Source organism: Streptomyces cyanogenus (assembly GCF_017526105.1).
Classification (GTDB): Bacteria; Actinomycetota; Actinomycetes; order Streptomycetales; family Streptomycetaceae; genus Streptomyces; species Streptomyces cyanogenus.
Map to the genome: position 1 here is coordinate 6,268,104 of NZ_CP071839.1, position 26,897 is coordinate 6,295,000.

22 protein-coding genes (1 of these 22 only partly in view) are annotated in these 26,897 nt (G+C 69.4%); 17 read left to right on the top strand and 5 right to left on the bottom strand.

Annotation, left to right across the window (positions count from 1 at the left end; genetic code table 11):
* The first annotated feature begins 29 nt into the window (after positions 1-29).
* From eccB to S1361_RS28390, 8 genes are all read left to right on the top strand, one after another.
* The gene (gene eccB / locus S1361_RS28355; RefSeq protein ID WP_208034740.1) at positions 30-1,553 is read left to right on the top strand and encodes a type VII secretion protein EccB; all 1,524 of its coding nucleotides are present in this window, start codon (positions 30-32) and stop codon (positions 1,551-1,553) included.
* Positions 1,554-1,577: 24 nt separating this feature from the next.
* Positions 1,578-2,855 (top strand): type VII secretion-associated serine protease mycosin, encoded by a 1,278-nt coding sequence (mycP, locus tag S1361_RS28360; RefSeq protein WP_208034741.1) that lies wholly within the window; start codon positions 1,578-1,580, stop codon positions 2,853-2,855.
* 941 nt (positions 2,856-3,796) lie between these two features.
* Positions 3,797-5,035 carry a S8 family serine peptidase gene (locus S1361_RS28365; RefSeq protein ID WP_279577659.1) on the top strand — a complete coding sequence of 413 codons (1,239 nt, stop codon included), beginning with the start codon at positions 3,797-3,799 and terminating at the stop codon, positions 5,033-5,035.
* Between the two features lie 390 nt (positions 5,036-5,425).
* On the top strand, positions 5,426-5,845 hold the full coding sequence (locus S1361_RS28370; RefSeq protein WP_341829350.1) for a hypothetical protein: 420 nt from the start codon (positions 5,426-5,428) through the stop codon (positions 5,843-5,845).
* Positions 5,846-5,847: 2 nt separating this feature from the next.
* A complete protein-coding gene (locus tag S1361_RS28375) occupies positions 5,848-7,596 on the top strand; it encodes a hypothetical protein (protein ID WP_208034743.1) in 1,749 nt (582 codons plus the stop codon).
* Positions 7,597-7,695: 99 nt separating this feature from the next.
* Positions 7,696-8,943 (top strand): S8 family serine peptidase, encoded by a 1,248-nt coding sequence (locus S1361_RS28380; RefSeq protein ID WP_243769328.1) that lies wholly within the window; start codon positions 7,696-7,698, stop codon positions 8,941-8,943.
* 127 nt (positions 8,944-9,070) lie between these two features.
* Positions 9,071-9,415, top strand: a complete 345-nt coding sequence (locus tag S1361_RS28385; RefSeq protein ID WP_208034745.1) for a WXG100 family type VII secretion target — start codon at positions 9,071-9,073, stop codon at positions 9,413-9,415.
* A gap of 78 nt (positions 9,416-9,493) precedes the next feature.
* Entirely contained in the window at positions 9,494-9,793 is a 300-nt protein-coding gene (locus tag S1361_RS28390; protein ID WP_208034746.1) for a WXG100 family type VII secretion target, read from the top strand.
* 227 nt (positions 9,794-10,020) lie between these two features.
* Here the strand turns inward: S1361_RS28390 and S1361_RS40085 are convergent, their stop codons facing one another.
* Positions 10,021-10,311 carry a hypothetical protein gene (locus tag S1361_RS40085; protein ID WP_208034747.1) on the bottom strand — a complete coding sequence of 97 codons (291 nt, stop codon included), beginning with the start codon at positions 10,309-10,311 and terminating at the stop codon, positions 10,021-10,023.
* 366 nt (positions 10,312-10,677) lie between these two features.
* Positions 10,678-14,652, bottom strand: a complete 3,975-nt coding sequence (gene eccCa, locus S1361_RS28400; protein WP_208034748.1) for a type VII secretion protein EccCa — start codon at positions 14,650-14,652, stop codon at positions 10,678-10,680.
* Between the two features lie 337 nt (positions 14,653-14,989).
* Here eccCa and eccD point away from each other — a divergent pair, with 337 nt between their 5' ends.
* Positions 14,990-16,498 (top strand): type VII secretion integral membrane protein EccD, encoded by a 1,509-nt coding sequence (gene eccD, locus S1361_RS28405; RefSeq protein WP_208036804.1) that lies wholly within the window; start codon positions 14,990-14,992, stop codon positions 16,496-16,498.
* A gap of 68 nt (positions 16,499-16,566) precedes the next feature.
* Here the strand turns inward: eccD and S1361_RS28410 are convergent, their stop codons facing one another.
* Complete coding sequence (locus S1361_RS28410) at positions 16,567-16,860, bottom strand: DUF397 domain-containing protein (RefSeq protein WP_030657600.1); 294 nt, start codon at positions 16,858-16,860, stop codon at positions 16,567-16,569.
* Positions 16,861-17,127: 267 nt separating this feature from the next.
* Between S1361_RS28410 and rpsO the strand changes: the two genes are divergently transcribed.
* The 5 genes from rpsO to S1361_RS28435 all read left to right on the top strand — a co-directional run bounded on the left by rpsO (position 17,128) and on the right by S1361_RS28435 (position 22,639).
* Positions 17,128-17,415, top strand: a complete 288-nt coding sequence (gene rpsO, locus S1361_RS28415; protein ID WP_208034749.1) for a 30S ribosomal protein S15 — start codon at positions 17,128-17,130, stop codon at positions 17,413-17,415.
* A gap of 388 nt (positions 17,416-17,803) precedes the next feature.
* The gene (locus tag S1361_RS28420; RefSeq protein WP_208034750.1) at positions 17,804-20,020 is read left to right on the top strand and encodes a polyribonucleotide nucleotidyltransferase; all 2,217 of its coding nucleotides are present in this window, start codon (positions 17,804-17,806) and stop codon (positions 20,018-20,020) included.
* Positions 20,017-21,396, top strand: a complete 1,380-nt coding sequence (locus tag S1361_RS28425) for a M16 family metallopeptidase (protein WP_208034751.1) — start codon at positions 20,017-20,019, stop codon at positions 21,394-21,396. The genes S1361_RS28420 and S1361_RS28425 overlap by 4 nt, the downstream gene beginning before the upstream one ends.
* Positions 21,397-21,422: 26 nt before the next feature.
* Positions 21,423-22,175, top strand: a complete 753-nt coding sequence (gene dapB, locus S1361_RS28430) for a 4-hydroxy-tetrahydrodipicolinate reductase (protein WP_208034752.1) — start codon at positions 21,423-21,425, stop codon at positions 22,173-22,175.
* Positions 22,176-22,186: 11 nt separating this feature from the next.
* On the top strand, positions 22,187-22,639 hold the full coding sequence (locus S1361_RS28435; protein WP_208034753.1) for a tetratricopeptide repeat protein: 453 nt from the start codon (positions 22,187-22,189) through the stop codon (positions 22,637-22,639).
* A 467-nt stretch (positions 22,640-23,106) separates the two neighbouring features.
* On the opposite strand, the gene S1361_RS28440 is transcribed toward S1361_RS28435, so the two are convergent.
* Together S1361_RS28440 and S1361_RS28445 are read right to left on the bottom strand one after the other, a co-directional pair.
* Entirely contained in the window at positions 23,107-23,661 is a 555-nt protein-coding gene (locus S1361_RS28440) for a YdbT family protein (RefSeq protein ID WP_208034754.1), read from the bottom strand.
* 91 nt (positions 23,662-23,752) lie between these two features.
* Positions 23,753-23,989, bottom strand: coding sequence for a hypothetical protein (locus S1361_RS28445; protein WP_208034755.1), 237 nt, complete (start codon positions 23,987-23,989; stop codon positions 23,753-23,755).
* A 177-nt stretch (positions 23,990-24,166) separates the two neighbouring features.
* Here S1361_RS28445 and thyX point away from each other — a divergent pair, with 177 nt between their 5' ends.
* The 3 genes from thyX to S1361_RS28460 all read left to right on the top strand — a co-directional run.
* Positions 24,167-24,916, top strand: a complete 750-nt coding sequence (thyX, locus tag S1361_RS28450) for an FAD-dependent thymidylate synthase (protein WP_208034756.1) — start codon at positions 24,167-24,169, stop codon at positions 24,914-24,916.
* A 210-nt stretch (positions 24,917-25,126) separates the two neighbouring features.
* Positions 25,127-26,026, top strand: coding sequence for a 4-hydroxy-tetrahydrodipicolinate synthase (dapA, locus tag S1361_RS28455; protein ID WP_208034757.1), 900 nt, complete (start codon positions 25,127-25,129; stop codon positions 26,024-26,026).
* A 155-nt stretch (positions 26,027-26,181) separates the two neighbouring features.
* Positions 26,182-26,897, top strand: the 5' portion of a protein-coding gene (locus tag S1361_RS28460) for a ribonuclease J (protein ID WP_208034758.1). The gene runs 970 nt beyond the window's last position; the window shows 716 of its 1,686 coding nt (coding positions 1-716); the start codon lies at positions 26,182-26,184; its stop codon lies beyond the right edge, outside the window.

A 26,897-nucleotide genomic window follows, 5' to 3' on the forward strand; every position in this document is an offset into this window, starting at 1 on the left:
GCTCCGCAACGGGGAGAGAGCGGACACAGATGGCATCACGGCGGGACGAACTCAACGCCTACACCTTCGCGAAGCGCCGCACGCTCGCGTCCTTCCTGCAGCCCTCCCCCTCCGGCTCGGAGGAGGGCGCCCCCAAGCCGTTGGGCGCACTGGTCCCCGGCCTCGTCGTCGGTGTCGTGATCCTCGCGGTGTTCGGTGCGATCGGCATGTTCAGCCCCACGGCACCCAAGGGCTGGGACACACCCGAGGAACACGTCATCGTCGCCAGCGAGTCGACCACCCGGTACGTCGTCCTGAAGACGGGCAAGCAGAAGCAGCTCCACCCGGTCCTCAACATGGCCTCGGCCAAGCTGCTCCTGGACCCCAGCAAGGCCAGCGTCATCACCGTGGACGAGAAGATCCTCGACAGCGGCAAGCCTCCGCACGGCGCCACCATCGGCATTCCGTACGCCCCCGACCGCCTGCCCTCCCCGGAGGAGGCCGAGGCTGTCAAACGCTGGGCGGTCTGCGAGCGGCCCGGCGACGGCGGCCGGACCATCCAGAAGGCGGCGTTCGTCCTCGCGAAGAAGGAATGGTCCAGGACGGACGGGTCCGACCAGCTCAGCCGCGGCGACCTGATGTACGTCGTAGGCCCTGACGGCAAGACCCAGTACGTCGTTGACGCGCGAGGCACCGCCTACCGGATCGCTGATCCGAGCGACAAGGAACTCCTCAAGGCCCTCGACACCCGCGGCCGCGCTCCGCAGCGCGTCTCCCAGCAGTGGCTCGCCACCCTGCACAAGGGAAGCCCGATCGCCATCCCGAGGATCGACGGCGATCCCGGCGCCAAGGCCGGCGCCGGGATCATGCCGGCGCAGTACGACAAGGTCGGGGAGGTCATCAAGGCGTACGACGGCCAGGTGCTGCGCTACTACGTCGTCCTGCAGGGGAAGGTGGCCCGTGTCTCCGAGTTCACGGCCACGCTCCTGCTCAACAGCGGCCAGCTGGTCGGCGTGGGCCAGGCCGGCGAGGCCCAGCAGGTCAGTCCCGGCGCCGTCGCGGACAGCACGACCTTCGACGAGGACAAGAACTGGCCGACGTACAAGCCGAGGACGGTGAACGACGGCTCCAGCGCCACCAGCGGCCGCAACACGGTCTGCAACGTCCTGCGGTCGGTCGGCGGCAAGGGGAAGACCACCCTGTCCACCTGGGTCGGCAAGGACTTTCCCGCCCAGCTCCCCACCGGTTCCTCCAGCGCCTACGTCACCCCGGGCTCCGGCCAGCTCTACCGCCAGATCCAGGGTACGGAGACCAAGGCCGGCGGCGTCTTCCTGGTCACCGACACGGGCCTGCGCTACGCCCTGCAGTCCAACAGCGACAGCGCCACCGAGGACAAGGGCATCGGCACCTCTGCCAAGAAGCGCAAGCAGGAGCTGGCCGAGGCCAAGATCGCCCAGACCCGTCTCGGTTACGAGAAGTTGACGCCCACACCCATTCCCCTGGAGTGGTCGACCTTCCTGCCGACGGGCCCGCGCCTGTCGGAGGCGGCGGCGCGGCAGCCGCAGGGTTCGTAGCGGTCGGCGGAGGAGAACGAACTCATGCTGAAGGCAAGGACGTCGGGGACCGGCACGCGTACGGCCGTCGTGGCCGCCGCGGTGGCCCTCACCGCGACGACCACCGTGGTCGCCCTGCCCGCTGCCCCGGCCCGGGCGGACGACGGCCAGTGCACGTTCCCGTCGAAACCGTACGCGGGCCGGCCGTGGGCGCTCCAGCGCGTCAACCTGGACGAGTTGTGGGCGCAGTCCACGGGCAAGGGCGTCCAGGTGGCCGTGATCGACACCGGCGTGGACGTCAAGAACCCGCAGCTCACCAAGGCCGTGGACGCGTCCAGGGGCAGGAACCTGCTGCCCGACAAGAACCGCAAGGGCGAGAAGATAGACCGCGGCAACAAATCGGGCACCACGGACACGGTCGGCCACGGCACGCGCGTGGCGGGCATCATCGCGGCCCGCCCGGTGAAGGGCACGGGCTTCGTGGGCCTGGCCCCGGACGCCACGATCATCCCGATCAAGCAGAACGACGCCGAAGGCGACGGTACGGCGAAAACCCTCACCGACGCGATCAAGTACGCGGTCCAGGCCGGCGCCGACGTCATCAACATCTCCCAGGACACCTCCGAGCCGCTCGACCCGAAGGACTCGACCCTGAAGGAGGCCGTCGACTACGCCCTGGACCGTAAGGTCGTCGTCGTCGCCTCGGCCGGCAACGACGGTCTGGGCGGCAACGTCAAGGCCACGTACCCGGCGTCGTACGAGGGCGTCCTGGCAGTGGCGGCCTCCGACCGCAACAACGAACGGGCGGCCTTCTCACAGTCCGGAGACTTCGTGGACGTCGCGGCCCCCGGCGTCGACATGATCTCCACGGTTCCGGGCAACGGCCACTGCTCGGACAACGGCACGAGCTTCTCGGCGCCCTATGTGGCGGGCGTGGCCGCCCTGTTGAAGTCCAAGTACCCCCACTGGACGGCACAGGAGGTCGTGGCCCAGATCGAACAGACCGCGGAGCGCTCGATTCCAGGGCATGACAAGCTGGTCGGATGGGGTGTCGTGGACCCCCTGAGGGCCCTCACGGACGTGGATCCGGCGCACCCCCTCCAGTCCCCCCGACCGGTGGACGGCATGGCCAGGGGCGAGGCCCCGTCGGTCACCCCCCTGCACTTCGGTGAGACGGCCGAGGAACGCGACAACCGGCTGGCGACCTACACGGTCGTGGGTGGCCTGGTCCTGGTGGCGGGACTGGCCGGGACCGCGGTGGCGGTCCGGGACGCACGACGCAGGCGTGGCGGACGGCCGCACGGCGGCTCACGGACGTCCTGACCCTGGGGTCCCGCCCCCGGGATCCGCAGACACGCAAAGGCGGCGGTGCCGTCGAGGTACCGCCGCCGTGCGCCCCACCGACCTCGCGCGCCTGGCCGACGTCGTCGGCGAGGAGCCAGGCGGCCTCGACGCTGCGCCCACGCCACGGACCGGCACAGACAGCGTCGGCTTCGACTTCTCCACGGTGACCGAGCCTGAGCAGCCGATGAGCAGCACACCGGCGGCAACTGCCGAAAGCCCCCAAGCTGTTGCGGACAGGCGGGCTGGCCGAACCGCAACCGGAACCTGGCCGTGTGGGTCGCAAGCGCCGACTGCGCCGGGCTGAGCACCGGTTCGTGCCTGCCGGTCTCGGGCCGCAGTGGCGTTCGAGTTGACCCCGTAAACCTCCCTGCTCCGCCACTCGGGCCGCTCGTGCATGTCGCTCCGGGCGGCCCTTACACGGCGTGACGTGCTGGGACACCGCAGATCCGCGTCAATGCGTCGACCGGTGAGAACCGAAAGGTCTATTGCCTCGAAGATCATCTGAGCTCGTAACTCGGTCTGTTCGGATGGCGGTGCAGCGCCGCTGATCTATCAAGCGTGGAGGTTTGATGGAGAGCGCGGACGGGCGATGAGTCCTGGACCCCCGCCGTGGGCCGGTGGGTGACCACTCCGTCAGGCATGGCGGGGGCATGCCGGCGACCAGGGCGGCGAACGCGGAGGCAATGGTTCTAGAGTCCTCCGGAGCGCGTTGGAGGCTGCCACAGGCAGGTCTTCTGCGCGGCGCCGACCACATGGGGGAGCCTGAGGGCGCGGACGAGGACACGGATCTGCCCGACTGGCCCGTGCGATGTGCCGCCGGTGGCCAAGTAGCCGCGATTGAGAACACGGAAGAGATGAATTCAGGGATGAGCCGACGAGCGGAGCGGGCTGTGTTCCACGGGGCACGCAGTGGCAGACGAGTGCGCGTGGTGGGGGCGGCTGTCGGTGCCCTGGTGGCCGTGACTGTGGGTCTTGCGCCGGGCGCTGTCGCGGACGACGTCCAGGCGAAGCAGTGGTACCTCGGGCCGATGCAGGCCGAGCAGATGTGGAAGGTCAGCACGGGTGAGGGCGTGAAGGTCGCTGTCATCGACAGCGGGGTGAACGCGAACACCTCGTCGCTCAAGGGGCAGGTACTGGCTGACGAGACGCCCAAGTCGGTCGCATACCGGGCAACGGTGGACTATTCCGGCCATGGGACCACCATGGCCGAGCTCATCGCGGGCACCGGAGCGGGTGGTGGCCTGAAGGGGCTGGCGCCCGATGCGAAGATCGTTCCCTACCGGATCGAGCTCGACGATCTGAAGGGCGGGGCGGCAGAGAAGAAGAAGACCCCCGAATCCGAGGATGCGATCAGAGCGGCAGCCGACACCGACGCGAAGATCATCAACATGTCCTTCGGAGCTCAAGGGCCGGGCCCCAAGGAGGAGGCAGCTATCGAGTACGCGGCCTCGAAGGGCAAGCTGCTAATCGCGGCGGTGGGCAACGAGGGGGGAAAGGCAGGGGACCACATCGGATACCCGGCCGCCTTCCATTACGTCGTCGGTGTGGCGGCGTCCGATGAATCCGGCACGGTCTCCAAGTTTTCCTCGTCCGGAAACTACGTGGACGTCGCGGCACCGGGCCAGGACTTCCCCGGCTGGTGTGACACGTCCTTCCGCTCGTACTGCGACGATGTGAACGGTACGAGTTCTGCAGCGGCGATCACCTCGGCTTCCGCGGCGCTGATCTGGTCGGCGCACCCTGACTGGACGGTGAACCAGGTAACCCGTGCTCTGATCGACACGGCCGGCCGTAAGTGGGCCAAGGACGACCCGAGCAGGTACCTCGGCTACGGCACCATTCGCCCCCGCCTGGTTCTGGCGAACCCCGATTACAACCCTGGCCCTGCGAACGTCGATCCGCTCGCCAAGTGGAACGGCGGAGACCTGCTGGCCAAGTCCGCAACCTCCTCCACGCCCTCTTCCTCTCCCTCCTCCTCCGCATCAACCCCGTCACAAGTCCCCGAAAAGGGTTCTACCGGCGGTACTTCGGCGGCAGGATCGAGCACGGAGTCGTCGAAGGACGACAACACCCTCTGGGTCGTGCTCGGCGCCGTGGCCGCGGTCGTCGTGGTCGGCGGTGGGGGCGTGGCCGTCGCGCGGGCGCGGCGTGCCAGGTGACGTCTTTCGGCCGGAATCGCCGGAGCGCGGAACCGATTGGGCGTGGAGGTTCGACGTAGATCACATGAGAGTGGCGTGCTCAGGCCTTCAGGTGTGCCCATCGTTGACCGATGGGGTGGTGACGCACGACTGCATAGCAGCGCGTGTTCGCGCGCTACAAAACGGCAATTCGGGCGAACTGTGACGTTGGATTGGCCCTGACGTCGAGTCAACACACCTGTCGGTTGGACCGGTTGGACAGGTTGACTAGAGTGGTAAACGCGTTGTGAGGCGCGGCTCGCTTTGCGATCGTACGGCGAGTGGTTGGTCGGCCACCGGTTCCGGATGGGCCGATGGTTGTACGGGGAAACGGGGAGGAGCGTCGTGCTTCCGTCAGACATGGTGGGGGGCGTGTCGGCGACCAGGGCGGCGAACCTGGAGGCCAGCGGTGAAGCGCTGGACAAGTTCGTGGGTCAAGTCGACAAGGTGCTAAGCGCCCTCGAAGGGTCCGCGGGTAACCCGACGAAAGTCGGCGCCCAGACGATCAGGGCTTCGTCCCTGACGTCGGGTGGGGAGAGCGAGTTTCCTGAGGCCCACGGTCTGTACAAGCAGTACACCAGGGTCCATCACGAGCTGACGACCCTGTCCAGGTCGCTGCACCTGCAGATCGAGGCGATCGGAATCGCGGTCAAGGGTGCGCGCAACGGCTTTGACAAGCTCGAAGAGGAGCAGCGTCAGCGGTTCTGGGCGATCCAGGCGGAGATCAAGAAGCTCCAGCCCAAGGCGGAGGACAAGCAGCACGCCAGCAGCGGCACCAAGACGAAGGCGTGACGATGACGGACAAGAAGCACGAGGAAGACCTCCATCGCGTCTCTCGGCAGAACTCGATGGCGGACATCGTCAGAGGTGTCGAAGACGGTTCGCTCCCGTTCCTCGGCATGGCACGCCCGGTGGTCGAAGCCACGCCGTTCGGGCGGGCTGTCGCCGCCAGGACGGACTTCGACAAGCGCGACCTCGAACTGAACAAGATGATCGATCTGGTCGAGTCGACCGACCCCGAGGACCTTGAGTCCTCCGGTAAGGCTCTGTGGGATGCGCGCGATGCCATCAAGAAGGCCGCCGACGACCTCAAGGCCAACATCGACCAGGTTCACTGGGTCGGAGAATCGGGCGAGGCCTTCCGTGGCTGGGGTGACAACCTCGTCACCAACACACACCACTTGAGCGAGTTCGCCGGAGCGGCGGGCGACCAGATCACCGCTGCCGCGGTGGGTCTCGCGGCCGTTCGTGGTGCCATGCCGGCTCGTGACACCAGGGCGGAACCGAAGCGGCCCGACAAGTTCACCGAGGCCGAGAAGACCGCGAACGCGAAGGACTACGCCGCCGCCGTCAAGGTGGAGAAGGACCGCCAAGAGGCGATCAACCAGATGAACCGGTTGGCGTCGTACTACGCGGTCTCGGAAGAGGTTCTGGCGGCCCTACCGGCCAAGGACAAGACGCCGGATTTCACGTCGGTACCCGATGTCGGAGTGCCTCGGCCCACGTACTGGTCCGGCGAGAACTCTCCTACGTCCGGCACCGGCTCTCCGCACACAGGAACCGGATCGACGCCTGCCCTCGGCCATCACACGGCTGCGGTGGGGCCGGACCATGTCACTCGGCATGTAGTTACAGGTGACACCACGCCCCGGGTCCCGGCCACGGACCCCACCCGCAACATTCCGCTCCCTGAGGAGCCCGTCGGTACGCACATCGACAGCACCGGCACGCTTCCTCCGCCCACGACCACCCACACGACCGGCCCCACCCCGCCGGTCACGGGCATGCCTCCGACAAACGGCGGCCAGCCCGATCCGCTGGGTGGCGGCGGCTACCGTGTGCCGCTCCCCAACCCGACGTCGGGTCGAAGCCTGAACGGTTCGCGCGGGTACCGTACCCCTCCCTTCGCTCAGGGCCGCGCGGGTACGACCGGGCTGACCAGTCCGACGGGTCCCGGACGTACAGCCGCACAAGGCCCTACAAACCCGATGGGGCGTACGACACCGACGGGACAGTCCGCAGGTAGGAGCACCACTCCCTCTCCCATGGGGCGTGCAGTCACCGGTGGTACACCGCGACCCGGTGGAACGGCGACACCCCGGGGGAACACCGCGCCGACCACCGGCGCCGGCCGCTCCAACGGAGTGGTCGGTGGCCGCCCCACGGCTACCGGCGGCCCGGCGAAGGGCGGGGCGAAGATCCCCCGTGGCACGGTCATCGGTGGGGAAGCGCAGACGAACTCCCGGTCCGCGCCTGGCCGCCTCGGTCAGCGTGGTGTCTTCGGAGCGTCCGAGTCCACGGTACGGCCCGGTGTGAAGGCGCCCGGCTCTTCCGGCTCTCGTACCGGTGCGGGTGTGTCGGAGGCTGTCACAGGCAGGCCTTCAGCGCGTAACTCCGCCGCGGGAGCTGAGCGTAACGGCTTGACGCGTGGTGGTGCCGGTCTCGTACGCGGTGCCGGCCACAAGGGGAAGCCCGAGGATGTCGACGAAGAGACATATCTGCCCGACGAGCCCCGGCGTGATGTGCCGCCGGCGGCGAAGTGACCGCGATTGAGGACACGGAATACGATGAAGTCAGGGATCAGCCGACGGGCCGAGCGGGTTGCGCTCCACGGGACGCGTAGCGGCAGACGAGCGCGCGCCGTGGGCGCGGCCGTCGGCGCCCTGGCGGTGGCGACCGTGGGTTTTGCGCCGAGTGCTGTTGCGGATGACGTCCAGTCGAAGCAGTGGTACCTGGGCCCGATGCAGGCCGAGCAGATGTGGAAGGTCAGCACGGGTAAGGGCGTGAAGGTCGCTGTCATCGACAGCGGGGTGAACGCGAACACCTCGTCGCTCAAGGGGCAGGTCCTGACCGACGAGGTTCCGAAGTCGGTTGCCTACCGCGCTACGGACGACTACGGCGGTCATGGGACGACCATGGCGGAGTTGATCGCGGGTACGGGTGCGGGTGGCGGTCTGAAGGGTTTGGCGCCCGGGGCGAAGATCGTTCCGTATCGGGTCAAGTTCGAGAACTTGAAGGGCGGGGCGGACGAGTTGAACAAGACGCCCGAGCCGGCCGAGGCGATCAGGGCGGCAGCCGACACCGACGCGAAGATCATCAACATGTCCTTCGGTGCGGTGGGCCCGAGTTCCAAGGAGGAGGAGGCTGTTGAGTACGCCGCCTCGAAGGGCAAGCTGCTGATAGCGGCGGTGGGCAATGACGGCCGGAAGGCGGGAGACACCATCGGTTACCCGGCCGCCTATTCGTACGTGATCGGCGTCGCATCGGTCGACAAGTCCCTCACGGTGTCGAAGTTCTCCTCGTCCGGTAACTACGTGGACCTCTCGGCACCAGGCCAGGGCTTTCCGGGATGGTGCGACACCAACTTCCGTTCGTACTGCGACAACGTGAACGGTACGAGTTCGGCAGCCGCGATCGCCTCGGGCGCCGCCGCTCTGATCTGGTCCGCGCACCCTGACTGGACGGTGAACCAGGTCACCCGTGCCCTGATCGACACGGCCGGCCGTACATGGGCCAAGAACAATCCGAGCAAGTACGGCGGCTATGGGCTCATTCGCCCCCGTCTCGTTCTGGCGAAGCAGAACTACGACGCCGGCCCGGCCAACGTGGACCCGCTTCGGGCGGAGAACGGCGGCGACCTGCTCGCCAAGTCCGCAGCATCCTCCACATCCTCCTCCTCTTCTTCCTCCCCGTCCGCCCCCTCCTCCTCCGCATCAACCCCGTCACAAGCCCCCGAAAAGGGTTCTACCGGCGGTACTTCGGCGGCAGGATCGAGCACGGAGTCGTCGAAGGACGACAACACCCTCTGGGTCGTGCTCGGCGCCGTGGCCGCGGTCGTCGTGGTCGGCGGTGGGGGCGTGGCCGTCGCGCGGGCGCGGCGTGCCAGGTGACGTCGTCAGCCGTCTGTAGCCCTGTGCTCTTCGGATAGGGCATGCAGTACGCGCTCACCGCCGTGGCGCACTGCGCGGCTGTGGGCCGAGCCAGTTGGACCAACAGACAGACACAGAAAGGGCTGAGATGGCCGACAACAAGCAGAAGCTCGAAGATGCATCAGTAATCCACCTGCAGAAGCAGATGCTGGAGAAGTACGAGGGCATCCGCAAGCGCGTGCACGGTCTGCAGGGCGTGATCGACGGCCTGGAGGGTCAGTGGCACGGTATCGGTCGTGCCGCCTTCGACTCCAAGCAGTACGAGATCAACCAGTCGCTGCAGGCCATCGGTGGCATCCTCGGTGACGTCATCGAGGCCATGACTGCGACGCGCAACATCAAGGACAGCAAGGAAGACGAGGTCCGCGCGGCCGTCAACAAGATCGACGTGCGGGACGGCGCTCCCACCGTGTCCCCCCTGAGCTCCTACTGATCCGAGCGAACACTCAGGACTTCTGCCGGGGTACCCGGCGCATCCACAGATCCACATCGGTGAGACGAGGTAACAGGTATGGCCAACAACGCTGACGGCCTGTCAGTCACTTATGACGGGCTCGACGTCGCGGCGACGAAGATTGGCAACGAGGCGAGCGAGCTCGAGCGGGACCTCGCGGAGCTGCGTCGGCTGGTCGTGAGCAGCCTGCAGTACTGGGAGGGTCAGGCGCAGGACACCTTCAACGAGAAGCTGACCCGCTGGGACAAGGAAGCGAACGACATCCACCAGGCACTGGCCGGCATCGGCCACGTCGTCGCCCAGTCCGGCGGTACGTACATGGAAGGCGACAAGAAGGCGGCCAGCTACTTCCGGTAGGCCGAGGCTCGCGAAAGCGACGAAGCAACTCCAGGGTGGGCGCGCGCGGGAGGCGCCCACCCTGCTGTTGTGCCCGGCCGAGGAGCCGATCCAGAGGGACGAAGGGTGAACACGCGCGTGTCAGGTACCGGGCCCGGGCCCCGAGGTGGTTCGCGGATCGGACCGTACACGGTCGTCACCCGGCTCGACTCCGGCAGCACCGGCCACACACCTGTCCCCGAGCACCGCTACATCGCCCGCAGCGCCGACGGTGATCGCACCGTACTGCTCAGCACCCCTTGGCGACGGTCGACCCGCAGCGCTTCATGGCCGAGGCCGACGCCTCCCGCCATCTCCTCGGGTCCTGTGTCCTCCCGGCCGTCGAACTGGCCGGCCCCGGCGAGCAGCCGTGGCACGCGCGTCCCTACCGGCCCGCCCTTCCGTTGCCCCTGGCTCTCGCCGTGCACGGCGGCCCGCTGCCCGAGCGGACGGTCCGGGCGCTCGCCGTCGCGCTGGCCGAGAACCTCGCCGTGACGCACGGGCAGAACCTGACCCACGCGGGGATCAGCCCGTCCGCCGTGCTGATCGCCGCGGACGGCCCGAGGCTCACCTGCTTCGGGGCGGTACGGGCCGCGGCGCCCGACGGTGCCGTACGGCGGGAACTGCCCGGCATCGATCCCGGCAGCCTCCCGCCGGAACAGGCTGCGGGCGGACAGCCGCGCCCGCTGGGTGACGTGTACCCCGCCGACCACCTCCCCGACGGGCTGCTCGCGGACATCGGTCGGCGGGCCGCCGACGTCTGGCGGAAGTTGCCCCAGCGGTTGCCGGCTCCGGCGGTTGGCGGGGCCTGGTCCGCCCTTACCGCGCCGCCAGGAACTCCACCCAAGCCGGCGGTGCCGGCACCGTCAGTTCGTTCCCTCCGGCACCAGCCCGATCTGAACCATCGGCTTCCCCCGCTTGCGCGACACGAAGACCCCCCGGCCCGCCGGCATCGGCCTCGGCCGGACCCCGCCGAGCAGATCGCCCTCGGCCGGATCGCCCGCGAGGACCACACCCTGGGCGCCGAGTTCCTTGATGCGCTGCATGAAGGACTCGTAACCGGCACGCCCCGCACCGGCCGTGGACCGGGCGATGATGAAGCGGACGCCGACGTCCCGGGCGAACGGCAGCAGTTCCGTCAGACCCGCCAGCGGGTTGCCGCTCGACGTGGACACGAGGTCGTAGTCGTCGATGACGACGTACACCGTGGGCCCCCGCCACCAGCTGCGGTTGCGCAGTTGCTCCGGGGTCACGTCTGCGGTCGGGGTGCGGCGCTGCATCAGGTCGGCCAGTGCGTCCATGTGGTGCTGCATCTGGTTCGACATGGGGATGTACTCGGCCAGGTGCGAGTCCGGGGTCACGCCGAGCAGTGAGCGGCGGTTGTCGACGACGAAGAGCTTGCAGGTGTTGCCGTCGTACCGCTCGGTCAGCCGCTTGATGATCAGCTTCAGCAGGTTGGACTTGCCGGACTCGCTCTCTCCGAACACCAGGAAGAACGGGTCCTGTTCGAAGTCGACGAACACCGGTTCCAGGTTGTCCTCGTCGAGGGCGAAGGAGATGCCGCGGTTCGGGAAGCGGTCGCCCGGCGGAAGCTGGGTCGCCGGGAACTCGCGGGGCAGCAGACGTACTTCGGGGGCGCCGGGCTCCTGCCAGTGCCGGGTGACCTCGGCCGCGAGCGCGGTCGTCGCCTCCGAGAGGTCCGTGTCGGAGGAGAGGCCGTCGATGCGCGGTACCGCCGCCATGAAGTGCTGCTTCTGAGGCGTCTGACCGCGTCCCGGTACCCCGGTGGGCACGTTCGCCGCGACCTTGCGGTCGATCTCGGAGTCCATGGGGTCGCCCAGCCGCAGTTCCAGGCGGTTCATCAGGTGGTCCTTGAGATTCGCGCGGACCTCCATCGAGCGCGAGGCGGTGAGGATCAGGTGGATGCCGTAGCCCAGGCCGCGCGCGGCGATGTCCAGGACCATCGGCTCCAGGGCCTCGTAGTCCGTGCGGAAGTTGCCCCAGCCGTCGATGACCAGGAACACGTCACCCCACGGCTGGTCGGTCACCGAGATGTCCCCGCGCGCGCGGCGCGTGCGGAACTCCGCGATGGAGGAGATGCCCGTCGAACGGAAGTACTCCTCGCGCCGGGTCATGACGCCGTACACCTCGGCCGCGGTACGCCGGACCTTCTCCGGGTCCAGTCGGGAGGCGACACCACCCACGTGCGGCAGACCGGCCACCGAGGCCATACCGCCGCCACCGAAGTCCAGGCCGTAGAACTGCACCTCCCACGGGGTGTGGGTCAGCGCGAACGACGCGATGATCGAGCGCACCAGCGTCGACTTGCCGGACTGCGGGCCACCGATGATCTGCATGTGGCCGGCTGCGCCGCCGAAGTCCAGCCACAGCGGGTCGCGCCGCTGCTCGTACGGCTTGTCGATGAGGCCGGCCGGGACGACGAGCCGGCCCGCGCCCTCGTAGCCGGGCTGGGTCATGCCGCGGCCGGGCACCGGGGCGAGCCCCGGCAGCAGGGCGTCGAGCGAGGGCGGGCTGTCCAGCGGGGGCAGCCACACCTGGTGTGCTGCCGGGCCCTGGGCCTCCAGGCGCCGTACGATCACGTCGAGCACGGTGTCGGCGAGCGCGTCGTCCTGCCGCTCGCCGGTCTCCTCCTGCCGCTGCTGCGGGATCGGCGCGTACTGCACCGGGACCTCGGCCGCGGTGAAGAGGACCGGCCTGCGGTCGACGGGCAGCGGGCCGCCGAGCGCCGCGGCCTGCTGCGAGCTGGTGCGGTACACGCCGGAGACGTACGCCGCCTTGAAGCGGACCATCTCGTCCGTGCCGTACTTCAGGAAGCCGGAGCCGGGGACGTTCGGCAGCTCGTAGGCGTCCGGGACGCCGAGCGCGGCGCGCGACTCGGCCGCCGAGAACGTCCGCAGACCGATGCGGTACGACAGGTAGGTCTCAAGGCCCCTGAGCCGGCCCTCCTCCAGACGCTGCGAGGCCAGCAGCAGGTGCACACCCAGCGAACGGCCGATACGGCCGATCTGCACGAACATCTCGATGAAGTCCGGCTTCGCCGTCAACAGCTCGCTGAACTCGTCGATCACCAGGACGAGGGACGGGATCGGCTGCAGCGGCGCTCCCGCCGCGCGTGCCTTCTCGTAGTCGTGGATGTTGGCGTAGTTGCCCGCGTCACGGAGCATCTCCTGACGGCGGTTCAGCTCACCGCGGATGGAGTCACCCATGCGGTCGACGAGGGTCAGGTCGTCGGCGAGGTTGGTGATGACGGCTGCCACGTGCGGCATCTGCGCCATGCCCGCGAACGTCGCACCACCCTTGAAGTCCGCGAGGACGAAGTTCAGCGTCTCGGACGAGTGGGTCACGGCCAGACCGAGGACCAGCGTGCGCAGGAGCTCCGACTTGCCGGAACCGGTCGCACCGACGCACAGGCCGTGCGGGCCCATGCCCTCCTGCGCCGCCTCCTTGAGGTCGAGCATCACGGGCCGGCCGTCCTCACCGACACCGATCGGCACGCGCAGCCGCTCCGACTGCGAGCGGGGCCGCCAGGTGCGCTTCGGATCGACCGAGGCGGCGTCGCCCAGGTTCAGCAGGTCGGTGAACTCCAGGTTGGCGAGCAGCGGTTCGTCGTCGTCGCCGCCCGACGCCATGCGCAGCGGCGCCAACTGGCGGGCGAGCGCCTCCGCCGCCTCGTACGACAGGACGTCAGGCGTCCCCTCGTAGACCATGCCGTGGGCCGACTCCAGGCGCAGTTCCCTGGGGTGCACGATGACCGAGAGGTCGCCGCGGCCGATGGTGAGGTCACCGGGTACGACCTCCAGGACCGTCACGCCTTGCAGGCCCTCGGGGTTGGCCAGCAAGGAGGTGTGTGGCAGGGAGACACCGTCGAGGACGACCACCAGATGGGGCTGCTCGGGCACCGGCGCCCCGCCGGGGTGGAACCGCGGGCGGCCCTCCAGCCGGGAGGCGAGCCGGTCCTCCAGCTCCACGGGGTCGGTGCCGATCAGACGCATGCTGCCGGCGCCGTCGGCGACGCCCGGGGCCTGCACGTGCGGCAGCCACTTGGCCCACTCCCACTCGGGCGTCGACTCACGTGCGGTGACGACGGCGATGACCAGGTCCTCGGGGGAGTGCAGCGAGGCGAGGGACGCCGTGACGGCGCGGGCGGTGCCGCGCACGGTTCCCGGTTCGCCGCTGATCGTCACGTGGTAGAAGGCGCGGAGCGAGACGGCCATCGGCAGGTCGTCGAGGGTGCTGTGCGTGACCAGGAAGCGCTGCATGGCGCCCGCGGTCAGCGGCTCCAGCTCGTCCACGGGGGCGGTCTGCGGCGGGATCAGGGGAGTGGCCAGGGCCTGTGGGCCGAGGCCCACGCGTACCTGTCCGAAGTCCTCGTCGCCGGTGCGCCGTTCCCACACCCGGCTGCCCTCGGCGACCAGCGCCCACAGTTGCTCCGGTGAAGGGTGCAGGTAGTACTGCGTGTCGCGCTGGGCCTTCGCGGTCTCCACGGCGGCACGCCGGGTCTGCGACAGGTAACGCAGGTAGTCACGGCGCAGGTCGGCCAACTGCCCCTGGTTGCCACGGCGGTAGCGGACGAGCATCGAGATGCCCATGGCGATGGTCGAGGCCACCATCACCAGGCCCATGATCTTCATGAAGGGCTGGGCCTGCGGGTTGAAGAAGAACACCACGGATCCGCCCATGCCCAGCATGGGCAGGAGCTGCATCAGTGCGCCTTCCTGCTGACCGCGCGGCAGTTCCGGCGGTGCTTGCAGTACGACCTCGTCCGTGGGCACTTCCTTCGGCAGTGCCCGCGGTGGGCGCTTGACGACGATGTGGCTCACTACGCACCAATTCCCTTGCCGGACCGAGATGTTTCGTCCGCCGCCCCGTGTCAGGCGAACGTCGATCGCGAACCGCGATCCTACTGACAACCACGGACAACGGCGGGCGGTAGGGTGCCGGGGAAGCACGTGAACAGTTGCGAATCGTTCTGGGAAAACCCGGGCAATCCGCAACGGTTCGAAGCGAGCGCCACCCGTGAATCCCGGCCAGGACCGCTCGGTCGACCGGCGGAGCGGGCGGGCGCCGCACAACCTACACAGCATCTTTACGGGCGGAAGGGTGCGCGGTGGCACCGAACGCCGCCCCACCACCGACGAGGGGGAACAGCAGGTGAGCATGACGGCCTCCGCGCCGGCCGGCGCGACCGGTGGACCGGGCACCGGAGCCCCTTCGGGGGCGGGCATGGGACTCGGTTTCTGCCGCGTCACCATCGTGGCGCCCGACAGCCGCATCGACGTGGCGCTGCCCGACGACGTACCGGTCGCGGACCTGTACCCCGAGATCCTGCGTCTGTCCCAGCAGAGCCCCGCCGAGGGCGCGCCCGTCGGCTATCACCTCGTACGGCGTGACGGCACCGTCCTGGACGGTGCCCGGTCCTTCACCGCCCAGCGCATCCTCGACGGCGAACTGCTCACCTTGCGCCCGTTCGCCGAGTCGCTGCCCCCGGCCGTTCTCGACGACGTCTCGGAGGCGGTGGCCGCTGCCGTCACCCGGGACCGCACCCTGTGGAGCGGTGACCTCACGCGCGCCGCCGGACTCGTCGCGGGCGGCATCCTGCCCGCGCTGCTCGCGTTCGTGGCCTGGAGCTCCCAGGTCCGGCACGACATGCACAGCCTGCAAGGCGTCATCGCGGGCATCTGCGGCATCCTGCTCGTCACCATCGCGTGCGTACGCGCGCGTGTGTACGACGACCGGGGCTCCGCGGTCGCGCTGGGACTCGGTGCCCTGCCGAACGTCGCCGTGGCCGGCTCGGGGCTGCTGTCGCTCTCCGGAGGCGAGGGCATCGGACGCCTCCAGTTCCTGCTCGCCTGTACCACGGTCCTCGTCGCCTCCGTGGTGCTCACCCTGGTGTCGCCGGGCGGTGACGGACCCTTCGTGGCGTTCGTCTTCGCCTCCGCCATCGGTCTGATCACGACCTTCATCGCGATCCTCACCGACCTGAGGCCCATCGAGACGGCCGCCGTCTGTGCCCCGCTGTCCGTCGTGGCGCTGGCCTTCCTCCCCGGTCTGTCCATGCGCTTCGCGCGGTTGCCCATCGGCTTCGAACCGCCCAACCCGTCCCGCGGTGGCTACGACACCGGCGAGCCCGCCCCGCAGGAGCCCGTGGACGCCGAGCGCGTCGCCGCCCAGGCCCGGCGCGGCCACGAACTGCTCGTCGGCCTGGTGGGCGGCTGTGCCCTCGTCGCGGTGGGCGCGTCGATCGTGCTCGGCTTCTCCAGCAACACCTGGGCCCAGCTGCTGGCCCTCGCGACCGGCATGGCGATGCTCATGCGGGCACACCTGTTCCGCTACACCGCGCAGGTCGGCGCCACCCTGGCCGCGGGCCTCGCCGCGATCGTCTTCCTCGGCCTCGGGCTGGCCCTGAACCCGCCACGGGACTACCTGATCGACGCCTTCCGGGGTGACACCGCCGCCCTCGACATCCGCAGCGTCTGGCTCGCCGCGGCCGTCGCCGCGGCCACCGCACTCGTCACCGCCATCGCGCTGATCACCCCGCGGCGCGGTGTCACCCCCTTCTGGGGGCGCTTCCTGGAAATCGCCGAGAGCTTCGTCCTGCTCACGCTGATCCCGCTGGCTCTGGCCGTGTTCGACGTGTACGCGCAGGCGCGGGCGATGACCAGCTAGGTACGGTCGACCCGCATACGTATGGGAAAGGGCGGCACGCACGCGTGCCGCCCTTTCCCATACCTGCCTCACTGCACGTCCAGCCCCCCGTTGTGAGCCATGGGCTTCAGATCGAACTCCCCGTCCCGCGCCCCCAGCACGAACGCCCGCCACTCCGCCTCGGTGTAGCGCAGCACGGTGTCCGGGTCGAGGGAGGACCGCATCGCCACCGCCCCGCCCGGCAGGTACGCGATCTCGACGCGCTCCTCATGCTCCTCCGTGCCCGGGGCGCAGTGCCACTCGACGCCCGAGATGTCGAGCGCGTACAGCTCGTCCCGCTCCCGCTCCTTGCGCGCCTTGATCTCCGCTTCCGTTTCCGCCATCGTGCAGCGACCCCTTCCCGAGGTAGGTACGGTCCCGGCGCTCACCCTAGTGGCCGGTGCGACCCCTGCAGGGGGCTTCGGCGACCGGGCGTAAGGCACCCGCGATCGCCTGGTACCCTGAGTGACGGCCGTTTGTGTACGCACCCCCGGAACCACCGTGTTCTGGAGGCCGCGCCCAGCGGATCCCCGCCTCCCGAGTAACGGAAGCTCCCCCGAGACGTAGACCGGGGGCACTCGGTGGCACTCAACAGACTATGAGGAGTACGCGTGTCGCTCGACGCCGCTACGAAGAAGCAGATCATCGCCGAGTTCGGTGCCAAGGAGGGTGACACCGGCTCCCCCGAGGTCCAGGTCGCTCTGCTCTCCCGTCGGATCTCCGACCTGACGGAGCACCTCAAGACCCACAAGCACGACCACCACTCCCGCCGTGGCCTGCTGATCCTCGTCGGTCAGCGCCGTCGCCTGCTGCAGTACCTGGCGAAGAAGGACATCCAGCGCTTCCGTGCGCTGGTCGACCGCCTCGGCATCCGCCGCGGTGCGGCGGGCGCCAAGTAAGTCGCCGTGAGGGGAGCGGTTCCCGGAAGCACCCGGGAAGCCGCTCCCTTTGCCGTATGCGGGCCCTGCCGCGCACACGGAAACCTCCCTCGCGCGTGCGGAGACGTGCGGAGTGTCACTCACGCTTTGTAGTGTGGTAGCACAACGCAATACGCACGACACGGAACGACGTACGACACAGGTCGTGCGACACAGGTCGTACGACACGGAACGAGGAGGAGCGCATCCAGCCGCCGCCGGTCCTCGGTAGTGGCCCCCGGGGGGAAGCGAACCCCGGGTGCTTCGATCGAAGACCGGCCCGCACCGCACGGAGCGCTTCTCCGCCACCGTCCCCCTGCCACACGGGCAGCCAAGGGACGAAAGACGATAAGTAACGGAGAAAACGCTAGTGGAGAACGAGACCCACTACGCCGAGGCCGTCATCGACAACGGTCCCTTCGGCACCCGCACCATCCGCTTCGAGACGGGCCGCCTGGCCAAGCAGGCCGCCGGCTCCGCCGTGGCGTACCTGGACGACGACACCATGGTGCTGTCGGCCACCACCGCCTCGAAGAACCCCAAGGACCAGCTCGACTTCTTCCCGCTGACGGTGGACGTCGAGGAGCGGATGTACGCCGCCGGCAAGATCCCCGGCAGCTTCTTCCGTCGTGAGGGCCGGCCGTCCGAGGACGCCATCCTCACCTGCCGCCTCATCGACCGCCCGCTGCGCCCGTCCTTCAAGAAGGGCCTGCGCAACGAGATCCAGGTCGTCGCCACGATCATGGCGCTCAACCCCGACCACCTGTACGATGTCGTGGCGATCAACGCCGCGTCCGCGTCGACGCAGCTGGCCGGTCTGCCCTTCTCCGGCCCGATCGGCGGCGTCCGCGTCGCGCTGATCCGCGGCCAGTGGGTCGCCTTCCCGACCCACACCGAGCTGGAGGACGCCGTCTTCGACATGGTCGTCGCCGGCCGTGTCCTGGAGGACGGCGACGTCGCGATCATGATGGTCGAGGCCGAGGCCACCGAGCAGACCATCAAGCTGGTCGACGGCGGCGCCGAGGCGCCGACCGAGGAGATCGTCGCCGCCGGCCTGGAGGCCGCGAAGCCCTTCATCAAGGTCCTGTGCCGCGCCCAGGCCGACCTCGCCGCCAAGGCCGCCAAGCCCACCGCCGAGTTCCCGATCTTCCTGGACTACCAGGACGACGTGTTCGAGGCCCTGACCGCCGCGGTCCGCCCCGAGCTGGCCCAGGCGCTCACCATCGCCGGCAAGCAGGAGCGCGAGGCCGAGCTGGACCGCGTCAAGGCGCTGGCCGCCGAGAAGCTCCTGCCGGAGTTCGAGGGCCGCGAGAAGGAGATCTCCGCCGCGTACCGCTCGCTCACCAAGCAGCTGGTCCGCGAGCGCGTGATCAAGGAGAAGAAGCGCATCGACGGCCGCGGTGTCACCGACATCCGCACCCTGGCCGCCGAGGTCGAGGCCATCCCGCGGGTGCACGGCTCCGCGGTGTTCGAGCGTGGCGAGACCCAGATCCTGGGCGTCACCACCCTCAACATGCTCCGCATGGAGCAGCAGCTGGACACCCTCTCCCCGGTGACCCGCAAGCGCTACATGCACAACTACAACTTCCCGCCGTACTCCACCGGTGAGACCGGCCGCGTCGGCTCGCCGAAGCGCCGCGAGATCGGCCACGGCGCCCTCGCCGAGCGCGCCCTCGTGCCGGTGCTGCCCACGCGCGAGGAGTTCCCCTACGCGATCCGCCAGGTCTCCGAGGCGCTGAGCTCCAACGGCTCGACGTCCATGGGCTCGGTCTGCGCCTCCACCATGTCGCTGCTGAACGCCGGTGTGCCGCTGAAGGCCCCGGTCGCCGGTATCGCCATGGGTCTGATCTCCCAGGAGATCGACGGCGAGACGCACTACGTCACCCTCACCGACATCCTCGGTGCGGAGGACGCCTTCGGCGACATGGACTTCAAGGTCGCCGGCACCAAGGAGTTCGTGACCGCCCTCCAGCTCGACACCAAGCTGGACGGCATCCCGGCCTCCGTCCTGGCCGCGGCCCTCAAGCAGGCCCGCGACGCCCGCCTGCACATCCTCGACGTGATGATGGAGGCCATCGACCGGCCCGACGAGATGAGCCCGCACGCCCCGCGGATCATCACCGTCAAGATCCCGGTCGACAAGATCGGCGAGGTCATCGGCCCCAAGGGCAAGATGATCAACCAGATCCAGGAGGACACGGGCGCCGAGATCACCATCGAGGACGACGGCACGATCTACATCGGTGCCGCCGACGGTCCCTCGGCGGAGGCCGCCCGCGCCACGATCAACGGCATCGCCAACCCGACGATGCCCGAGGTCGGCGAGCGCTACCTGGGTACGGTCGTGAAGACGACCACCTTCGGTGCGTTCGTCTCCCTGCTGCCCGGCAAGGACGGTCTGCTGCACATCTCGCAGATCCGCAAGCTCGCCGGCGGCAAGCGCGTGGAGAACGTCGAGGACGTGCTCGGCGTGGGCCAGAAGGTCCAGGTCGAGATCGCCGAGATCGACTCCCGCGGCAAGCTCTCCCTCGTTCCGGTGATCGAGGGCGAGGACAACGACGAGGCGAAGGACGACGTCGAGCAGTGACGTCCCATGGCTCGAAGGCGACGGCCCGCCCCTCCTCGGAGGCGCGGGCCGTCGCCCGTACCCAAACCCTGATCAAGGGCACGGGCGGCATCGGTACGGTGCGCAAGACCACCCTCCCGGGCGGCCTGCGCATCGTCACCGAGACGCTGCCCTCGGTCCGCTCCGCGACCTTCGGCATCTGGGCGCACGTCGGCTCCCGCGACGAGACCCCGGCCCTGAACGGCGCCACGCACTACCTGGAGCACCTGCTCTTCAAGGGCACCAGCCGCAGGTCCGCCCTGGACATCTCCTCCGCCCTCGACGCGGTCGGCGGCGAGATGAACGCGTTCACGGCCAAGGAGTACACGTGCTACTACGCGCGCGTGCTCGACACCGACCTGCCCCTCGCCATCGACGTCGTCTGCGACATGCTGACCGGTTCGCTGATCCTCGAAGAGGACGTCGACGTCGAGCGCGGCGCGATCCTCGAAGAGATCGCCATGACCGAGGACGACCCCGGCGACTGTGTGCACGACCTGTTCGCGCACACCATGTTCGGCGACAACGCCCTCGGCCGCCCCGTCCTCGGCACGGTCGACACGGTCAACGCCCTCACCGCCGACCGCATCCGCCGCTTCTACAAGAAGCACTACGACCCGACCCACCTCGTGGTCGCCTGCGCTGGCAACATCGACCACAACAAGGTCGTACGGCAGGTCCGCGCGGCCTTCGAGAAGGCCGGCGCCCTGGGGAAACCGGACGCGCAGCCCATCGCCCCGCGCGACGGCCGCCGTACGATCCGCACCTCCGGCAAGGTCGAGCTGCTGGCCCGCAAGACCGAACAGGCGCACGTCGTCCTCGGCATGCCCGGCCTCGCCCGCACCGACGACCGCCGCTGGGCCATGGGCGTGCTCAACACCGCCCTCGGCGGCGGCATGTCCTCCCGCCTCTTCCAGGAGGTCCGGGAGAAGCGCGGCCTCGCCTACAGCGTGTACTCGTACACCTCCGGCTTCGCCGACTGCGGCCTGTTCGGCGTCTACGCCGGCTGCCGGCCCAGCCAGGTGCACGACGTGCTGCGGATCTGCCGCGACGAACTCGACCACGTCGCGCAGAACGGTCTGTCGGACGACGAGATCGCCCGCGCCATCGGCCAGCTGCGGGGCTCCACGGTGCTGGGCCTGGAGGACACCGGCGCGCTGATGAACCGTATCGGCAAGAGCGAGCTGTGCTGGGGCGAGCAGATGTCCGTGGACGACATGCTGGCGAAGATAGCCGCCGTCACCCCGGACGAGGTCCGCTCCGTCGCCCGCGACATCCTGGGACAGCGCCCGTCGCTGTCGGTCATCGGCCCGCTCAAGGACAAGCAGGCCTCCCGGCTGCACGACGCGGTCGCCTGAAACACCACCGGTTAGGAAGCAGGAACATGAGCAAGCTGCGCGTGGCGGTCCTCGGTGCCAGGGGCCGGATCGGATCCGAGGCGGTCAAGGCGGTCGAGGCCGCCGAGGACATGGAGCTGGTCGCCGCCCTCGGCCGCGGTGACAAGCTGGAGACGCTGGCGGAGACCGGCGCCCAGGTCGCCGTGGAGCTGACCACCCCGGCCTCGGTCATGGGCAACCTCGACTTCTGCGTGCGCCACGGCATCCACGCGGTCGTCGGCACGACGGGCTGGACCGACGAGCGCCTCGCGCAGCTGAAGGGCTGGCTGGCCCAGTCCCCGGAGACCGGTGTGCTCATCGCGCCGAACTTCTCCATCGGGGCCGTGCTGACCATGAAGTTCGCGCAGATCGCGGCGCCGTACTTCGAGTCGGTCGAGGTGGTCGAGCTGCACCATCCGAACAAGGTGGACGCCCCCTCCGGCACCGCCACGCGCACCGCCCAGCTCATCGCCGAGGCCCGCCGGGCGGCCGGCACCGCGCCCGCGCCGGACGCGACCGTCACCGCCCTCGACGGTGCCCGAGGCGCCAGCGTCGACGGCATCCCCGTCCACGCCGTCCGGCTGCGCGGTCTCCTGGCCCACCAGGAGGTCCTGCTCGGCGGCGAGGGCGAGACCCTCACCGTCCGGCACGACTCCCTCCACCACAGCAGCTTCATGCCGGGCATCCTGCTCGGCGCCCGCCGCGTGGTGACCACTCCGGGCCTCACCTTCGGCCTGGAACACTTCCTGGACCTGAGCTGACAGCCACTGCGATGCGCGCGAAGATCACTTACCTCGTCACGGCCGCCGTCCTGGTCTTCTACTTCGTCCTGGTCGGCAGCCGCGGCGTGATGCTCATCCAGTCCGGCACGCTCCTCACCGTCTCCTTCGGGGTGGCGGTGCTGATCCTGCCGGTCATCGGCCTGTGGTTCCTGTGGAAGAACACCCAGTTCGTCCGCCGGGCCAACGCCCTCGCCGCGGAACTCGAGGCCGAGGGCGGCCTCCCGGTCGACGAGCTGACCCGCCTGCCCAGCGGCCGCGTCGACCGTGACTCGGCCGACGAGGTGTTCGCCAAGCGCAAGGCCGAGACGGAGGCGTCCCCCGCCGACTGGCGCTGCTGGTTCCGCCTCGCCGTGGCCTACCACGACGCCCGCGACACCCCTCGCGCCCGCAAGGCGATGCAACGCGCGATTGCCCTGCACGACGGCAAGACGCCCCAGCCCTGAGCCGTACGACCGGGACCCCCGGGGCTCCCCGGCCGACACCGGCCACTCCGGACGGCAACGGCAGTCCCGGAACCCGGCTGGGCAGCCCGGCTCCTGCTGATCCCGGCCCCGGGAACGAGCCGACCGCCCCTGGCCGCCCCTTCGCAGAGCACAGGCTGCCAGGTGGAGGTTGCTCGGTCCCGCCCGTGAGAGCGGCGATCGCGGAGCCCGTCCGGGTGGCCTTCCCTGTGGCCGCACGCGGCTGATCCTGCCGACCTGGCCAGGACGAAGCCCCGCCCGTACGACCCGCCCTTCAAGACCCGCCCTCGCCGGGCCGGCTCCTACGACGTGGTCCGTGCCTGCGCCCACGACCGGCGCCCGCGTCCGCCCCGGCAGCCCTGGTCAGCTCGAAGGGGCCGGTTCCCTGATCAGCTCGAAGGGGCCGGTCCCCACCTCGTGGGTCGGCCCCTTCGGTCGTGCTCGTGGTCTCAGCCGCGGCCGTTTTCCGCCGCCCATGCCTCCACCGCGTCCGCAGCCCGGTCGAAGGCCAGCGGTCGGCCCAGGAAGTCCAGGCCGTGAGTGGTGAGCAGCGGCGGGGTGTCCTCGGGCCGACGGTCCTTGCGGACGAGCACCAGCGCCTGTCCCTGCACCGTGCGCGGCAGCCCCAGCCAGCGCACCGGCTGCTGCACCGTCCGCACCGAGACCACCCGCGCCCACGGCACCGTCCGCGTCACCAGGAACCCGGTCCGGCGCAGCCCGCGCCCGCTCACCCACACTCCCATGCGCAGCAGCCGCAGCGCGCCCGCGACGATCGCCAGGCCGACGCCGAGGACCACCCCGGCGGTGGACAGCGAGCCGGTCACCGCGACGAGCACCGAGCCGAACAGGGCGAAGGAGGCGAGCAGCAACACCAGCGCCGCCCCACCCACCCGCCAGGGCCCCGGCCGGTAGGGGCGCCGCCAGCGGTCCGGGTCGTCGTACGGCAGCGCACTCTCCGCCGCCGGTTCGAAGGCGCGGTCGGCCGTCAGGAAGGGCAGGGGCACGGCTGGTCCTCACTCGGTCCTCGCGTGGGCTGTGCCGTGAGGCTATCCGGCCGTCTTCCCGCTCACCAGCCTTGAGCGTCCGGAAGAGTACTCAGTGCCCCTGGGACGCCTGGGACTGCTGAGCCGGCGTACTGGACGGTGTGGAGAGCGCCGGCATACCGACGACCAGCGCGCCGATGAGCCCGGCGACGAGGGTGAGGCCCAGCAGCCAGCGCCCGGCTAGCTCACCGATGGACGCACGCCGACGGGGTGGGGGCGTGACATTACTGCGGAACCTGTCCGCCTCGGCCAGGAAGGCGAAGGGTACGGGCTCGCGCCGACGGAACATGGTGGGTGCCGCTCCTCTCGTGGTTGGTGATCGAACACGCAGACCTCACCGGTACAGACGCGCGAGTGACACAAAAGGTGCCCATGTCCGAAAAAATCTCGGGTGCCTTTTATGGGGTGAGGTGGTGCTCAGGCCCCGCCGGGTGCCCCCGTAAGGTGGTCGCCAACCACAGAAGTAATGGGAAGGACCCCTCACCCCGTGACCACCCCCGAGTCGCTCACGTTCCGCAGTGACGTCACCGTCGAGCTGGTGAAGTCCAGCGCTTCGGACGCCGACGTGCTCTTCGCCGCCCGCGTCTCCACCGCCGGTGAGCAGTCCCTGGACGAGCTGAAGAAGGACCCCGAGCGCTCCAAGGGCCTGATCAACTACCTGATGCGCGACCGGCACGGCAGCCCGTTCGAGCACAACTCGATGACGTTCTTCATCAGCGCCCCGATCTTCGTCTTCCGCGAGTTCATGCGGCACCGCGTCGGCTGGTCGTACAACGAGGAGTCCGGCCGCTACCGCGAGCTCCAGCCGGTCTTCTACGTCCCGGACGCCTCCCGCAAGCTCGTCCAGGAGGGCCGCCCGGGCAAGTACGTCTTCGTCGAGGGCACCCCCGCCCAGCACGAGGCGGTCACCGGCACCCTGCGGGAGTCGTACGAGCAGGCGTACGCGGCCTACCAGAAGATGCTCGCCGAGGGCGTCGCCCGCGAGGTCGCCCGTGCCGCGCTCCCGGTCGGCCTCTACTCCTCGATGTACGCCACCTGCAACGCCCGCTCCCTGATGCACTTCCTCGGTCTGCGCACCCAGCACGAGCTGGCCAAGGTGCCGTCCTTCCCGCAGCGGGAGATCGAGATGGTGGGCGAGAAGATGGAGGCGGAGTGGGCGAAGCTCATGCCGCTGACGTACGCCGCCTTCAACGCGAACGGGCGTGTGGCCCCGTAGCGAAGCCTTGTTCCCCTGGCGGAACGGATGTACGGGTCAGCCTCGCGAAGTGTCCGTATTGCGGCATTTAGAGAAGTTCATCTAGCCTGATCAAACGGACCCGGCACTGCTTGAACCCCCGAGCAGGCAGTGCCGGGCTCCTTCTTTGTCCTGACTTTCCCGACACCCCACGGGCGCAGCCCGCATCGAGCACCGAGTAGCGTGTTACCCATGGCTCCGACCTCGACTCCGCAGACCCCCTTCGGGCGGGTCCTCACCGCCATGGTCACGCCCTTCACGGCGGACGGCGCACTCGACCTCGACGGCGCGCAGCGGCTCGCCGCCCACCTGGTGGACGCAGGCAACGACGGCCTGATCGTCAACGGCACCACCGGCGAGTCCCCCACCACGAGCGACGCGGAGAAATCGGACCTGGTACGAGCCGTCCTCGAGGCCGTCGGCGACCGCGCCCACGTCGTCGCCGGCGTCGGAACCAACGACACGCACCACAGCATCGAGCTGGCCCGCGAGGCCGAGCGCGTCGGCGCCCACGGCCTGCTGGTCGTCACGCCGTACTACAACAAGCCCCCGCAGGAGGGCCTGTACCGGCACTTCACGGCCGTCGCGGACGCCACCGGCCTGCCCGTCATGCTCTACGACATCCCCGGCCGCAGCGGCGTCCCGATCAGCACCGAGACGCTCGTCCGGCTCGCCGAGCACCCCCGGATCGTCGCCAACAAGGACGCCAAGGGCGACCTCGGCCGCGCCAGCTGGGCCATCGCCCGGTCCGGCCTCGCCTGGTACTCCGGCGACGACATGCTCAACCTCCCGCTCCTCTCCGTGGGCGCGGTCGGCTTCGTCTCCGTCGTCGGCCACCTCGTCACCCCCGACCTGCGCGCCCTGGTGGACGCGTACGTCTCCGGTGACGTCGTCAAGGCCACCGAGATCCACCAGAAGCTGCTCCCGGTCTACACCGGCATGTTCCGTACCCAGGGCGTCATGACCACCAAGGCGGCCCTCGCCCTTCAGGGCCTGCCCGCCGGACCGCTGCGCTCGCCCATGGTCGAGTGCTCGCCCGAGGAGATCGCCCAGCTCAAGATCGATCTTGCTGCCGGCGGGGTACAGCTCTGATTACAGACTTGGCACCACACGGGCTTCACAACTGAAGAACAACAGAAGAGGCGGGCCACCGGTGCCCGCACCCCACAACGACAACTGCTTCCGCACGAACGTCACGCGCGCCACGTGCCATACCGGTACGTGGCGCGTGTGGTGAGGAGAGTCTTTTGAGCCATCCGCATCCTGAACTCGGCCCGCCCCCGCCGCTCCCCGAGGGCGGCCTGCGGGTCACCCCGCTCGGCGGCCTCGGTGAGATCGGCCGAAACATGACGGTCTTCGAGTACGGCGGCCGCCTGCTGATCGTCGACTGCGGAGTGCTCTTCCCCGAGGAGGAGCAGCCCGGAATCGACCTGATCCTGCCGGACTTCTCGTCCGTCCGGGACCGCCTCGACGACATCGAGGGCATCGTCCTGACGCACGGCCACGAGGACCACATCGGCGGCGTCCCCTTCCTGCTCCGCGAGAAGCCGGACATCCCGCTGATCGGCTCCAAGCTGACCCTGGCCCTGATCGAGGCCAAGCTCCAGGAGCACCGGATCCGTCCGTACACCCTGGAGGTGGCGGAGGGGCACCGTGAGCGCGTCGGCCCCTTCGACTGCGAGTTCGTCGCCGTCAACCACTCCATCCCGGACGCCCTGGCCGTCGCCATCCGCACGCCCGCCGGCATGGTGGTGCACACCGGCGACTTCAAGATGGACCAGCTCCCGCTGGACAACCGCCTCACAGACCTGCACGCCTTCGCGCGGCTGAGCGAGGAGGGCATCGACCTCCTCCTCGCCGACTCCACGAACGCCGAGGTCCCGGGCTTCGTCCCGCCCGAGCGCGAGATCTCCAACGTGCTGCGGCAGGTCTTCGCCGGCGCCCGCAAGCGGATCATCGTGGC

Coding starts and splice junctions, on each gene's coding strand:
- eccB (WP_208034740.1), top strand. CDS start 30: ATGGCATCACGGCGGGACGAACTCAACGCCTACACCTTCGCGAAGCGC.
- mycP (WP_208034741.1), top strand. CDS start 1,578: ATGCTGAAGGCAAGGACGTCGGGGACCGGCACGCGTACGGCCGTCGTG.
- S1361_RS28375 (WP_208034743.1), top strand. CDS start 5,848: ATGACGGACAAGAAGCACGAGGAAGACCTCCATCGCGTCTCTCGGCAG.
- S1361_RS28385 (WP_208034745.1), top strand. CDS start 9,071: ATGGCCGACAACAAGCAGAAGCTCGAAGATGCATCAGTAATCCACCTG.
- S1361_RS28390 (WP_208034746.1), top strand. CDS start 9,494: ATGGCCAACAACGCTGACGGCCTGTCAGTCACTTATGACGGGCTCGAC.
- eccD (WP_208036804.1), top strand. CDS start 14,990: ATGACGGCCTCCGCGCCGGCCGGCGCGACCGGTGGACCGGGCACCGGA.
- S1361_RS28410 (WP_030657600.1), bottom strand. CDS start 16,860: ATGGCGGAAACGGAAGCGGAGATCAAGGCGCGCAAGGAGCGGGAGCGG.
- dapB (WP_208034752.1), top strand. CDS start 21,423: ATGAGCAAGCTGCGCGTGGCGGTCCTCGGTGCCAGGGGCCGGATCGGA.
- S1361_RS28435 (WP_208034753.1), top strand. CDS start 22,187: ATGCGCGCGAAGATCACTTACCTCGTCACGGCCGCCGTCCTGGTCTTC.
- S1361_RS28445 (WP_208034755.1), bottom strand. CDS start 23,989: ATGTTCCGTCGGCGCGAGCCCGTACCCTTCGCCTTCCTGGCCGAGGCG.
- thyX (WP_208034756.1), top strand. CDS start 24,167: ATGGGAAGGACCCCTCACCCCGTGACCACCCCCGAGTCGCTCACGTTC.
- dapA (WP_208034757.1), top strand. CDS start 25,127: ATGGCTCCGACCTCGACTCCGCAGACCCCCTTCGGGCGGGTCCTCACC.